At 72.2% G+C, this 12857-nt stretch carries 9 protein-coding genes and 1 tRNA gene; 7 read left to right on the top strand and 3 right to left on the bottom strand.

The window, feature by feature from the left end; translation table 11 throughout:
• Positions 1-386 precede the first annotated feature (386 nt).
• Both AB0G56_RS30455 and AB0G56_RS30450 read left to right on the top strand, forming a co-directional pair.
• Complete coding sequence (locus tag AB0G56_RS30455) at positions 387-1151, top strand: IclR family transcriptional regulator C-terminal domain-containing protein (RefSeq protein WP_360975554.1); 765 nt, start codon at positions 387-389, stop codon at positions 1149-1151.
• A gap of 115 nt (positions 1152-1266) precedes the next feature.
• Positions 1267-1680: an STAS domain-containing protein gene (locus AB0G56_RS30450; RefSeq protein ID WP_360975442.1), complete on the top strand. Its 414-nt coding sequence runs from the start codon at positions 1267-1269 to the stop codon at positions 1678-1680.
• 127 nt (positions 1681-1807) lie between these two features.
• Here the strand turns inward: AB0G56_RS30450 and AB0G56_RS30445 are convergent.
• A tRNA-Arg gene (locus AB0G56_RS30445) sits at positions 1808-1880 on the bottom strand.
• Between the two features lie 324 nt (positions 1881-2204).
• Here AB0G56_RS30445 and AB0G56_RS30440 point away from each other — a divergent pair.
• The 4 genes from AB0G56_RS30440 (at position 2205) to AB0G56_RS30425 (ending at position 8470) form a co-directional block, all read left to right on the top strand.
• The gene (locus tag AB0G56_RS30440) at positions 2205-3836 is read left to right on the top strand and encodes a dynamin family protein (protein WP_360975439.1); all 1632 of its coding nucleotides are present in this window, start codon (positions 2205-2207) and stop codon (positions 3834-3836) included.
• Positions 3837-3839: 3 nt separating this feature from the next.
• Entirely contained in the window at positions 3840-6026 is a 2187-nt protein-coding gene (locus tag AB0G56_RS30435) for a GTPase (RefSeq protein WP_360975436.1), read from the top strand.
• A gap of 237 nt (positions 6027-6263) precedes the next feature.
• On the top strand, positions 6264-6740 hold the full coding sequence (locus tag AB0G56_RS30430; RefSeq protein ID WP_360975433.1) for a single-stranded DNA-binding protein: 477 nt from the start codon (positions 6264-6266) through the stop codon (positions 6738-6740).
• A 290-nt stretch (positions 6741-7030) separates the two neighbouring features.
• Positions 7031-8470: a Cys-Gln thioester bond-forming surface protein gene (locus AB0G56_RS30425; protein WP_360975430.1), complete on the top strand. Its 1440-nt coding sequence runs from the start codon at positions 7031-7033 to the stop codon at positions 8468-8470.
• A 51-nt stretch (positions 8471-8521) separates the two neighbouring features.
• On the opposite strand, the gene AB0G56_RS30420 is transcribed toward AB0G56_RS30425, so the two are convergent.
• The gene (locus tag AB0G56_RS30420) at positions 8522-9040 is read right to left on the bottom strand and encodes a hypothetical protein (protein ID WP_360975427.1); all 519 of its coding nucleotides are present in this window, start codon (positions 9038-9040) and stop codon (positions 8522-8524) included.
• A gap of 228 nt (positions 9041-9268) precedes the next feature.
• Complete coding sequence (locus AB0G56_RS30415; protein WP_360975424.1) at positions 9269-10786, bottom strand: FAD-binding oxidoreductase; 1518 nt, start codon at positions 10784-10786, stop codon at positions 9269-9271.
• 406 nt (positions 10787-11192) lie between these two features.
• Here AB0G56_RS30415 and ettA point away from each other — a divergent pair, with 406 nt between their 5' ends.
• Positions 11193-12857, top strand: coding sequence for an energy-dependent translational throttle protein EttA (ettA, locus tag AB0G56_RS30410; RefSeq protein ID WP_360975421.1), 1665 nt, complete (start codon positions 11193-11195; stop codon positions 12855-12857).

The following is a 12857-nucleotide window of genomic DNA, read 5'->3' as shown; positions in this document are numbered from 1 at the left end:
CGTACGGACAGTTGCGGCTGGCCGCCCAGTGCGCCCAGGTCGCCGGACGCCTGCGGATGCAGCGGGGGCAGAGCAGCATCGGCATGGCGTGGTTCGGGCACGGCCTGGGGTGGGCGGACGCCGTCCACGACGCCCCGGCGCGGGCGACGCTGCTCAGCGACATGTGCACGCTGGTCCGGCTCGACGACGACCCCGGCTCGACGCTCGCGTACGCCCGGGCCATCGGCGCGGTGGACAGCCGGCGGCGGTGGGTCGCCACGGTCCGACCGCCGGGCCCTGGCCGCCCCCCGCGATGCCGGGGGCCGGCCGGGGCCCGGCGGTGTGCCGGGCGGGTGGGCCCGCCGTGTGCGCTTGCCGTGCATGCCCGTCACCCGCACGGTGGAGGTATGGGCGCACAGGAAGGCCCCACGCTCATCGCCTCCGTGCAGCGGGCGTTCCGGCTGATGGAGGCGGTCGGGGCTCATGAAGGAGGCGCACCGGCCAAACTGCTGGCGCGGGAGACGGGGCTGGCCCTGGCCACCACGTACCACTTGCTGCGGACCCTGGTGCACGACGGCTACCTGCGCAAACTGGAGGACGGCTCCTTCGTCCTCGGTGATCGGCTGGATGCCCTGCACGACGGCAGCCGGACGCAGACCCGGCTCAGCCGGATCCGCCCGGCCCTCGGCTCCCTGCGCGACGACCTGTCCGCCGCCGCCTACCTCACCTTCTACGAGGACGGCGAGATCCGCGTGGCGGAGATCGTGGACGGTCCCCGGGCGCCGCGTGCCGACCTGTGGGTGGGGTTCGAGGAGGCGGGCCACGCCACCGCCCTGGGCAAGTGCGTGCTGCGCGAGCTGGACGACGAGGGGCGCCAGGAGTACCTCTCCCGGCACTTGCTGGCGGACCTCACGCCCAGGACGATCACCCACCGCACGGAGCTGCTGCGGCGGCTCGACGCCTTCCCCGACGCCACGGCCGTCACCGACCTGGAGGAGTACTCCCTCGGGGTCGTCTGCGTGGCGGTGCCCGTGTACCAGGGCGAGACCCTCGGGTCGCTCGGCGTCTCCCTGCGCGCGGACCGTGACCGCCCGGCCGCGCTGCGGGAAGCCTCCCAGCGGCTGCTCGCGACGGCGGCCCGGGTGACGCGGGGGCTCTCGCTCACCATCTGAAAATCGCACCCTTGTGGCCGGGTGTGCGAAAGCCGTCTACTGGATGTAACGCGGCATACATGGCACATACGCCATACGTCGTATAGCGGACGGCGAGAGAGGCAGAGAGCGAAGAGTGCGGACGCCCATACAGCCCATCCCGGAGAACGACACCCTCGAAGTGCGCGTGGTGAACGGCTGGACCGTCGTCACCGTCACCGGGGAGGTCGACATCTGCTCCTCCGGCGAGATCCGCGCGGCCGTCGGCCGCCTCATCGACGCCGGGCACCGGCACTGCGTCCTGGACCTGTGCCAGGTGACCTTCCTGGACTCCATGGGTCTGGGTCTGATCGTCGCGCTCACCAAGCGCCTCCGGTCGCACGCGGGGTCCCTGGTCCTCACCTGCGCCGACCGCCGCATACTCAAAGTGTTCAAGGCCGGCGGCCTGTACTCCGTCTACGCCTTCCACGACTCCGTCGCCGAGGCGACGCGCCGCGCCCCCGAGGGCAGCGGCCTGGCCGACTGGCCGCACCGCCGGGACGGGGAGTGAGGGGCGAGGAACTCGTGCGCGGGCGGGGCGGAGGCTGGAATGCCGGGCCCGCCGGGGCGAGTTCCGGTCGTTTCCGGGCAGCAGAAACGCCCTCCCGGGGGAGGGCGTGAGCGCCGCACGAGCGGAGCGCCCCCGGCAGGACTCGAACCTGCGGCCAAGCGCTTAGAAGGCGCCTGCTCTATCCACTGAGCTACGGGGGCCTGGTGTGGTGGCCTCTGTCGTGGTGCCGCCCCGGTACGGGCCGTTCCGTGACGTCGCCGGGGACAAGGATAGGGCTCCCGCGTCCTTGCCCCTGCTGCTTCGCCTCCGTGGCTCGATGTGGAGGTTCGGTGAAGCGGTCCTGATAATCGCAGGCAGGTACGAATCGTGCACCGCTTTTGGTGGCTCGGGCGCCGGGTGTTGTGCACTCGTTATGCCTGGACTGCGCCCTCGTCCCAGTCGTCCGTTCCATCCCTTGTGTTCCGTCGGCGCGCAGACATGCTCATATGCTTCAGAATTCCCCTAAAATTGGGCATTCTTCGCATGTGGTGACCTTGGACGTACGGCCTCAGCTGCTCGAAGCACTCTCCGCCCTGCGCGACCGTGTCGCCGCCGCACGCTTCCCGCTGCCGCTCGCGGGCGCCCCCCGCGCGCGGTCCAACCGCGACGAACTGCTCGCCCAGCTCGACGACTACCTGGTGCCCCGGCTCAAGGAGCCCGACGCGCCGCTGCTCGCCGTCGTCGGGGGATCCACCGGCGCGGGCAAGTCCACGCTCGTCAACTCCCTCGTCGGACGGCGGGTCAGCGAGGCGGGAGTCCTGCGGCCGACGACCAGGACCCCCGTACTGGTGTGTCATCCGGAGGACCACCACTGGTTCAGCGGCATGCGCGTCCTGCCCGACCTCGCGCGCGTGTGGGTGCCACGGCAGGAACCCGGAGCCGGAGCGATCGGCGACGAACCGCTCGAACCGCAGGCGTCCGACGACGAGCCGGCGCGCGTGCTGCGCGTGGAGACCGTGGAGACCGTGCCCTGCGGCCTCGCCCTGCTCGACGCGCCGGACATCGACTCCCTGATCGCCGAGAACCGCGCCCTCGCCGCCGAGCTGATCTGCGCCGCCGACATCTGGGTCATGGTCACCACGGCCGCGCGCTACGCCGACGCCGTCCCCTGGCACCTGCTGCGTACCGCAAAGGAGTACGACGCGACGCTCGTGACCGTGCTGGACCGGGTGCCGCACCAGGTCGTCTCCGAGGTCTCGCGGCAGTACGGGGCACTGCTCGCCAAGGCCGGCCTCGGCGACGTACCCCGGTTCACGGTGCCCGAACTGCCCGAGTCGGCCTGGGGTGGCGGGCTGCTGCCCGCCACCGCCGTGGCCCCGCTGCGGACCTGGCTCGTCCACCAGGCCCAGGATCCCGCGGCCCGCCGGCACGCCATGGCCCGCACGGTCCACGGCCTGCTCGACTCGCTCAAGTCCCGGATGCCCGAGCTGGCCGGCGCCGCCGCCGCGCAGCACTCGGCCGCCCTGCGGCTCATCTCGGCCGTGGACGGCGCCTACGACGGCGAGCACGCACGCGTGCGGGGCCGTCTGCAGGCAGGGGCCGTGCTCGCCGGGGACGCCCTGAAACGCTGGCGCGCCTACCCCCTGGACTGCACCGCGGGTGAACTGCTCGACGCGCTGGTGGAGAGCCTCTGCGCGCTGCTGCTGTGCGCCGTGACCGCCGCCGACGAGCGCATCGACGACGCCTGGCGGCGCGAGCCGGCCGCGGCGGCCCCGGGGCTCGGCGACCACGTCCCCGCCGTGGAGAGCGCCGAGCACCGCATCGGGCTGGCGGTACGGCGCTGGCGACGGGAACTGGAGGAGTACGCCGAGGACGAGGTACGCGAACTGGACCGCAGCGTCGCGCCGGACCCCGAGGCCGTCGCCGCCCTGGCCGCCACCGGGCTGCTGGGAGGTCGCCGGGGGCGGTCCGCGGGGGAGGGGCTCGCCGAACGGATCGGCGCGCACGGCGCCCTGCGGCTGCGCGACCGCGCCGGGCGGCTGCTCGCCGACTACCTGGACCGGGTGATGAACGCCGAGCGGGAGCGGCGGCTGGCCCCGCTCGACGCCCTGGAAGTGCATCCCGAGCCCCAGGCCGAACTCATCGCCTCGCTGTCCGTACTGCTGAAGGAGAGGTGACCGGTGACCGCCGTCACTGACCAGGACCGAACGGAACACGCCGCGCACAGGGATCGCCCAGGGCGCGCAGGTCGCACGGAGCGCACGGAGGGGGCGGTCTCCGCCGAGGTGGAGGGCTCGGACCCGGTGAACGGCCGGACGAGAAGGGACCCGGGGGAGCGGAGGGCCGACAGCGGCAGCAGGGATCCCCAAGACGCCAGAGACCTTAGGGATCCCAGGAGCGCCGGGGACCCCAGGGACCGCAGGGATGCCAGGGACGGCAGGGATGCCAGGGACAGCAGGGACAGCAGGGGTGGCAGGGGCCCCGGGGACCGCGAGGCTTCGGGCAGCGCGCTCGGGAAGCACGCGGACCGGCAGGGCGATCGGTACGGCGACCGGCACGACCGGGCGGACCGTCTCGCCGACCGCCCCACCGACCGGCACGCGCGCGTGAGGGACGACGACGCCCCCGGCCGTGGCGGAGCCGACGGCGCCTGGGACGACGGACTGATCGCCCGCCGCGTCACCGAGACCGGCACGAGCGCCGCCGAACTCGCCCCCGTGGACCCCCGCCCCGCGCGGTCGCTGCCCGTGCCGCCGCTCGCCTACGACGGACCGCTGCGCTCCCGGCTGGACGCGCTGCGCGAACTCGTCGGGCTCTCCCGCGCCCGGCTGGACAGCCGCACCCTCGCCGAGGCGGGACGTGTCCTCGACGAGGCGGCGGCGCGCCGCCGGCTGTCCGGGCAGCACACCGTCGTCGCCATCGCGGGCGCCACCGGCAGCGGCAAGTCGCAGCTGTTCAACGCCCTCGCCGGCGTGCCGATCTCGGAGACCGGCGTCCGCAGGCCGACCACCGCGGCGCCCATCGCGTGCAGTTGGAGCGACGGAGCGGCCGGCCTCATCGACCGGCTCGGCATCCCCGGCCGGCTGCGCCGACGCCCCGTCCAGGGCCCGGACGCCGACCCGCAGCTGCGCGGGCTCGTCCTGGTCGACCTGCCCGACCACGACTCGGCCGCCGTACAGCACCGGGAGCACGTGGACCGCATCCTCGGACTGGTCGACGCGGTCATCTGGGTGGTCGATCCGGAGAAGTACGCCGACGCCATCCTCCACGAGCGTTACCTGCGGCCCCTGGCGGGCCACGCCGAGGTCATGTTCGTCGTCCTCAACCAGGTCGACCGGCTGCCCGGAGAGGCCGCCGACCAGGTCCTCGACGACCTGCGGCGGCTGCTCGACGAGGACGGCATCGCCCTCGGGGAGTACGGCGAGCCGGGCGCGACCGTGCTCGCGCTCTCCGCGCTCACCGGGGACGGCGTCGGGGAACTGCGGGAGTCACTCGGCCAGTTCGTGGCCGAGCGCGGTGCCGCCGCCCGGCGCATCGCGGCCGACGTCGACGCGGCGGCGGCCCATCTGCGGCCCGTCTACGCCACCGGGCGGCGGGCCGGGCTGAGCGAGGAGGCGCGGGAGGAGTTCGCGGCCCGGCTCGCGGACGCGGTGGGCGCCGTCGCCGCGGGCGAGGCGGCCGAACGTGCCTGGCTGCGCAACGCGGGCCGCGCGTGCGGCACGCCCTGGCTGCGGCTGTGGCGGTGGTACCAGGACCGGCGCGAACCACCCACGGGCCGCCTGCCGGTGCGCGCGCAGCCCGACGAGGAGGCCACGGCGCGTCAGCGCGTCGAACAGGCGGTGCGCACGGTGGCCGAACGGGCCGCGGCCGGACTGCCGGCGCCGTGGGCGCAGGCGGTGCGCGAGGCCGCGGTGCGCGGTGCGCAGGGGCTGCCCGAGGCACTGGACGAACTGGCGGCGCGGGCAGGCCTGCCCCCGGGACGCCCGCCGCGGCCGGGCTGGTGGCCGGCGGCGGTCCTGGCCCAGGCCTCGATGACGGTCCTTCAGGTCTTCGGCGGACTGTGGCTCGTCGGCCAGATCGCCGGTGCCCTGTCGCCGGACCTCGGGGTGCCGGTGCTGCTGATGATCGCCGGGATCGTCGGCGGACCGCTCGTGGAGTGGAGCTGCCGCATCGCGGCGCGCGGCCCGGCCCGGCGGTACGGCCAGGAGGCGGAACGCCGATTGCGGGAGGCGGCCGGGGGGTGCGGCCGGGCCCGGGTACTGGACCCGGTGGCCGCGGAACTGCTGCGCTACCGGGAGGTGCGGGAACAGTACGCCCGCGTGAACGGGGCGGGGACGGGAGCGGGAGCGGTGCCGGGCACGCGGTGAGGCGGCCGACGGGGCGGCGGGCCGGTGCGGGGACGGGAGCCTGTCACCTGTCCGGGTGAGCGAGTTGTCCACAGGCGGGCGGTGGTCCACAGGTCTCTGCGGGCCCGTCCCGACGGCGGCAGTCTGGTGCCGCGGCGATCGCGACGGACGCGGTCGGCGCGGCAGAGGCAGTCGTACGGGACGGGCCCGTACGCGTGTCCGCCCGGCCCGGACGGCCGGGCGAGGGAGGGGCAGACGATGAACGAGACGATGGTCTGCGTGGTCGGGAACGTGGCGACCCAGCCGGTGTACCGGGAACCGGTGTCGGGGGCGTCGGCGCGGTTCCGGCTGGCGGTCACCTCGCGCTACTGGGACCGCGAGAAGAACGCCTGGACGGACGGGCACACCAACTTCTTCACGGTCTGGGCCAACCGCCAGCTCGCCACGAACGCGATGGCGTCGCTGAACGTGGGCGACCCCGTGCTCGTCCAGGGCAGGCTGAAGGTGCGTACGGAGACCCGGGACGGCACCAGCCGGACGTCGGCCGACATCGACGCCGTGGCGATCGGCCACGACCTGGGGCGGGGGACGGCCGCGTTCCGGCGGACCGGCAGGCCCGAGCCCGGCACGGCCGGCGCCCAGGCACAGCCCGAACCGTCCTGGGAGACACCGGAGCCGGACCCGGGCGTCCCCTCGGCGAACCGGCAGGACCGCGAACCGGCCGCGGTGACGTGACAGCGAGCGCGGCCGACCCCTCCAGGCCGGCCGCACCCCGCGCCCGCTCCACGGCTCCGCACGTCAACTCCCGCCCGACACACCCGGTCGGGGCGGATTTGTCGATGACCCCTGCTCGCGGCAGGGACGGTCGGCGATAACGATTCCGATTCGGATCCGTCGGCTGACGATCTGACAGCAAGTGCCGGTGCGAGGGGTCCTTAGGATGCCGAGGTAGCTCTCTGGGCTTGGAGATTCTGCTGGTGGGACCGCACCCCCACGTGAACGGGTCCTGCTCGAAGGGGAATTCTGTGTGTGCTTCGTACTCCGCGCGGTCCGTGCGCGGGCGGGGGGCGGCCGGTCTCGCCGCCCTCGCTCTGACGTCCGGACTCGTCGCCACGGGTGTGCTGGCCGCCGCCGGCCCGGCCGCCGCCGAAGGGAGGCCCCAGAGCCAGGGCGGGGCCACCGCGACCATGGGCGGCCTGAAGACGTACGGCGCCGCCGTCCTCCACGACGAGGGCGGTGACCACCAGATCTCGGCCGGTCTGTTCGAAATGGCCGTGGACGGCGGCGGGATGCTGCAGACGTACTGCGTCGACATCCACAACCCCACGCAGAAGGACGCCAAGTACTACGAGACGCCCTGGAACGGCACCTCGCTCGGCGCGAACAGGAACGCCGGGAAGATCCGCTGGATCCTGAAGCACTCCTACCCGCAGGTGAACGACCTGGCGGCACTCGCCCGCAAGGCGGGGGTCAAGAACCTCACCGAGCAGGACGCCGCGGCCGGCACCCAGGTGGCCATCTGGCGCTACTCCGACGGCGCGCACGTCGACGCCGCCGACGCCCGGGCCGAGAAGCTCGCGGACTACCTGCACAGGAGCGCGCGCGACCTGGCGGAGCCGAAGGCCTCGCTCAGCCTCGATCCGCCGGCGGTCTCCGGCCGCCCCGGTCACCGGCTGGGCCCGGTGACGGTCCACACCGACGCGAGCAGTGTGACGGTGGCCTCTCCGGCGGACACCGGCGGCGTGCGGATCGTCGGGAAGGACGGCAAGCCGGTCACCTCCGCCAAGAACGGCAGCAGGCTGTACTTCGACGTACCCAGGACCGCCGCCGACCCCGACGGCAACTCCACGGCACCGGGCGACGCGGCGGGCTCGGCGGACCTGACCGTCCAGGCGTCCACCACCGTGCCGGTCGGCCGCGCCTTCACCTCCGACAGCCGCAGCCAGACGCAGATCCTGGCCGGCTCCAGCGAGTCGACGGTCTCCGCGACCGCCGTCGCCACCTGGGCCGACAAGGGAGCGATACCGGCCCTGTCGGCACAGAAGGACTGCGACAAGGGCGCCCTGGACATCAAGGTGGTCAACAAGGGCGACAAGGCATACACGTTCGAGCTGATGGGCGCCGCCCACAGCGTCCCCGCGGCCGCGACCCGTACGATCGCGATCCCCCTCCAGGAGGACCAGGCCTACGACTTCACGATCACGGGCCCGGACGGCCTGGGACAGCGCTTCGCCGGCGTCCTCGACTGCAAGACCCAGGGCGTCGCGGTCGGCACCAAGACCCAGACGCTCGGCGAACCCGTCCCGGCCCCGGCCAAGGCGGGCGAGGTCCCCGACGGCACGAACCTCGCCGAGACGGGCGGCACCGACACCACCCCCCTGATCGCCGCGATCGGCCTCAGCCTCCTGGTCCTCGGCGCCACGGCCCTGAGCATCGTCCGCAAGAAGAAGACCACCCAGGGCTGACCCGGGCCTCCCGGCCGGGGGCGCGTCCGCGTCGCGGGCCGCGAGCCGGGCTCATCCAGACGCAAGGGCTCCGAGCCAATCGGCGAACGCGCAGAAGTCGGCTTCCACGAGTCCCCGGGCCGGGTCGACGCGGTGCAGCAGTGACGGCCCGGGGTGCTGGGCGGCGACCCAGACATGGTCCATGGCGCCGATCTCGTCGTCGGCCCAGATGAAGGGCCGGCCGCCGGCCCACTCGACCAGGGGGCGGGTCTTCCAGTGCAGACCGAGGGGGCCGTCGTGGACACCGGTGTCCGGCCACTCCACCAGGGGGAGCTTCGGCAGTCCGAGGCGTGGAGCGACGGCCTCGTTCGCATCCCGCATCCACGTCGTCGCCCACACGAGACGGCAGTCCAGGGCCATGAGGCGCGGTCCGGTCCCGGGATCGAGTCGATCGAGCAGCGGGTTCCCCCGGTCGAGGGCCGCCGAGGAGCCGGGAACGGGAGCCAGCGGTGGACCGTGAGACGCCCCGAACGGGATGAGCGGTCCGTCGACGTCGAGGAAGAGGAGGGGGCGCTCCGATGCGCTGGTCATGGCGGCACGGTAGTCCGACGCGGTGAGGACACCCACGGTTCCCGGGCCTTTTCCCTGGCCGTGTGAGGATGCCCGGAGCGAAACCCCAGGTCAGAGCCACCGAACCCTACGGGTTTCCGCCCAGGGGTGGCCGTACGGCGAGCCGAGCCCCCTCACTTGCTGCCGGGCGGGGGGCTCGGCCCTGCTCGGTCAGCAGGATGCGGGTGGGATGGGCTCAACCCTGTTCGGTCAGCAGGATGCGGGTGGGATGCTCTGGTCGTACTGGAAGACGTTGCGAGGGTCGTACTTCGCCTTGATCCTGCGCAGCCGGTCGAAGTTGGATCCCCAGTAGGCGGCCTCCCAGTCCTGCATGCCGATGTTCGGCACGTTGACGTAGGCGCCGTCCACGTAGGGGCGCAGTGCCTGGCTGAATTCGGCGATCCAGGCCTGGGCCTGCGGGGTGAGCGGGTCGCAGGCGCCCGGCTGGTCACTGCGCTTCCCCCAGCCGGCACCGGGCTCGGCGTAGAAGAGCGCGTCGCGGTGCGGGAACGCCGTGCCGCCGCGGGGAGTCTTCCTGACCGCCCCGCCGAACGCCTGGACGAAGTAGTTGCTGTCGTCCGTGGGGGCGTCCTTGACGAACGAGTGGATCACGTCGATCGCCCTGCGCGGGAAGGGCTTCTGGGCGAACTGCGAGGAGAACTTCCAGTTCGCGGGTTCGGCCTCGATCGGGGTCTGGAAGCCCGAGTACACGTCGCCCCAGTTCCCGACCTGCGTCGAGACCTGGGGGCTGCCGATCGACAGGATCGGCGCCAGCAGCTTCCTCGCCTCCGCGGGCGTTCCCTCCGCGAGGACCGCGAACAGCAGGATCTGGTTCCGGTGGACTTCGAGCTGGGTGCCGAGGCGGTCGTCGGTGTACGGCGCCGTGCGCTGGTAGGCCTCGAAGATCCTCCGCAGGTCGCCGATTCCGTCCCACGTGGCCTGCATGTACGTGACGCTCTTCAGCGGGGCCAGTTTGTAGGTGAGCGAGGTGACGATCCCGAAGTTGCCGTTGCCCGCTCCACGCAGCGCCCAGAGCAGGTCGGGGCTGTGGTTCAGATCGGCCTTGATCACCTTGGCGCACCCGTCGCCTTCCGTGACGACGATCTCGGCGCCGATCAGGCTGTCGCAGGCCATGCCGAGCCAGCGGGTGAGAAAGCCGAACCCACCGCCGAGCGTCGCCCCGGACAGACCCACGCTGCCTTCGGTCCCTGTCGTCACCGCGAAGTTCCGCTTCGCGAGGGTGGTCACCGCTTCCAGCTGGTTGAGGCCGGCACCGACCGTCGCGATGCGAGAGGAGCTGTCGATGTGGACCGACTTCAGCTCGCTGATGTCGATCACGAGGCCGCTGTCGACGTTCGACCAGCCTTCGAGGCTGTGGCGGCCGCTCCGGATCCGCAGTGCGACGTCGTTCTGGCGCGCCCACGTCAGGGCGTTGACCACGTCCTGGGTGTTCTGGGCGAAGACGATGACCAGCGGGTAGTGGGAGAAGAGCTGGTCCCAGCCGAGGCGCGCGTCCGTGTACCCGGGGTCGTCGGGGCGGACGATCCGGCCGGTCAACGCCGCCGGCGCGCACTCCTTCCCGTACACCTCGCCCCCGGGCGTCCCGGTCACGGCGGCGGCGCCGGGAGTTGCGGCGGCGACGGGAGCTGCGGCGGCCGACGCGGCGACCGCACCGGCACCGGCGACTGCCGACGCCTTGAGCAGTCCCCGACGGGAAAAGTCGTTCATGGTCCGTGTCCTCCCGACCGCCATTGGGCGTAAATCGGTCAATTGCGGGTTATTTTGGCGAAGTGGACAGTAGCAAGGGCGACGCGGCGGACCGTCTCAACACGCGCACAACCAAGGCCGAGTCGTCTGACGTCGTAGCCGCGGCCTGCCTCGCGTTCCGCCTCGCCGGGGCGCTTCCGCCGTTTCGTCGTCCGCCGGGTGGTCGTCTCCTGGGCCGTCCCCAGGCCGTGCGAGGGCGCCCGAGGCCGGCGGACGGCGACCGGCAGTGACAGGCGAGTCGTAGGCGGCGCCGGTAAAACACCAGCTCAGAGCCCTGCGACCGCACTGGTTTCCATCCAGGGGTGGCGGTCAGGCAAGATGGGGTGTATCTGCCCACTGCCAGATTCAAGCTGCCGGACGGTTTCTCTTGGCTGAGTTCATTTACACCATGCGCAAGGCGCGCAAGGCGCACGGCGACAAGGTGATCCTCGACGACGTCACCCTGAGCTTCCTTCCGGGTGCCAAGATCGGCGTCGTCGGCCCGAACGGTGCCGGTAAGTCGACCGTACTGAAGATCATGGCGGGGCTTGAGCAGCCCTCCAACGGGGACGCGTTCCTGTCGCCCGGTTACAGCGTCGGCATCCTGCTGCAGGAGCCCCCGCTGAACGAGGAGAAGACGGTCCTGGAGAACGTCCAGGAGGGCGTCGCCGAGGTCAAGGGCAAGCTCGACCGGTTCAACGAGATCGCCGAGCAGATGGCGACCGACTACTCGGACGCGCTGCTCGAAGAGATGGGCAAGCTCCAGGAGGAGCTGGACCACGCGAACGCCTGGGACCTCGACGCCCAGCTGGAGCAGGCCATGGACGCCCTGGGCTGCCCGCCCGGCGACTGGCCCGTGGTCAACCTCTCCGGTGGCGAGAAGCGCCGGGTGGCGCTGTGCAAGCTGCTGCTGGAGGCCCCCGACCTGCTGCTCCTCGACGAGCCCACCAACCACCTCGACGCCGAGTCGGTGAACTGGCTGGAGCAGCACCTCGCCAAGTACGAGGGCACCGTCGTCGCCGTCACCCACGACCGGTACTTCCTGGACAACGTCGCCGGGTGGATCTGCGAGGTCGACCGCGGCCGCCTGCACGGCTACGAGGGCAACTACTCCAAGTACCTGGAGACCAAGGCCACCCGCCTGAAGGTCGAGGGCCAGAAGGACGCCAAGCGGCAGAAGCGGCTCAAGGAAGAGCTGGAGTGGGTGCGGTCGAACGCCAAGGGGCGGCAGGCCAAGTCCAAGGCGCGTCTGGCCCGCTACGAGGAGATGGCCGCCGAGGCGGACAAGATGCGCAAGCTGGACTTCGAGGAGATCCAGATCCCGCCGGGCCCGCGCCTGGGCAACGTCGTCGTCGAGGTGAACGACCTGCACAAGGGCTTCGGCGAGAAGATCCTCGTCGACGGCCTGTCCTTCACCCTCCCGCGCAACGGCATCGTCGGCGTCATCGGCCCGAACGGCGCCGGCAAGACCACCCTGTTCAAGATGATCCAGGGCCTGGAGACGCCGGACACCGGTGACATCAAGGTCGGCGAGACCGTCAAGATCTCCTACGTCGACCAGACCCGCGCCAACATCGACCCCAAGAAGACGCTGTGGGAGGTCGTGTCCGACGGGCTCGACTACATCAACGTCGGACAGGTCGAGATGCCCTCGCGCGCGTACGTCTCGGCCTTCGGTTTCAAGGGCCCGGACCAGCAGAAGCCGGCCGGGGTCCTCTCCGGCGGTGAGCGCAACCGCCTCAACCTCGCCCTCACCCTCAAGCAGGGCGGCAACCTGCTGCTCCTCGACGAGCCCACCAACGACCTCGACGTCGAGACCCTCTCCAGCCTGGAGAACGCGCTGCTCGAGTTCCCCGGCTGCGCCGTCGTCGTCTCCCACGACCGCTGGTTCCTCGACCGCGTGGCGACGCACATCCTCGCCTACGAGGGCGACTCCAAGTGGTTCTGGTTCGAGGGCAACTTCGAGTCGTACGAGAAGAACAAGATCGAGCGGCTCGGCCCGGACGCCGCCCGCCCGCACCGGGCCACCTACAAGAAGCTGACCCGGGGCTGA

The organism is Streptomyces sp. NPDC021356 (assembly GCF_040641015.1).
GTDB lineage: Bacteria > Actinomycetota > Actinomycetes > Streptomycetales > Streptomycetaceae > Streptomyces.
The sequence above is the reverse complement of the archived record's forward strand: the minus strand, read 5'-3'. Positions and strand labels throughout refer to the sequence as shown.

Excerpts from the sequence above, each read along its gene's own strand:
- AB0G56_RS30430 (WP_360975433.1), top strand. The coding sequence starts at position 6,264 with ATGAACGAGACGATGGTCTGCGTGGTCGGGAACGTGGCGACCCAGCCG.
- AB0G56_RS30455 (WP_360975554.1), top strand. The coding sequence starts at position 387 with ATGGGCGCACAGGAAGGCCCCACGCTCATCGCCTCCGTGCAGCGGGCG.
- AB0G56_RS30420 (WP_360975427.1), bottom strand. The coding sequence starts at position 9,040 with ATGACCAGCGCATCGGAGCGCCCCCTCCTCTTCCTCGACGTCGACGGA.
- AB0G56_RS30415 (WP_360975424.1), bottom strand. The coding sequence starts at position 10,786 with ATGAACGACTTTTCCCGTCGGGGACTGCTCAAGGCGTCGGCAGTCGCC.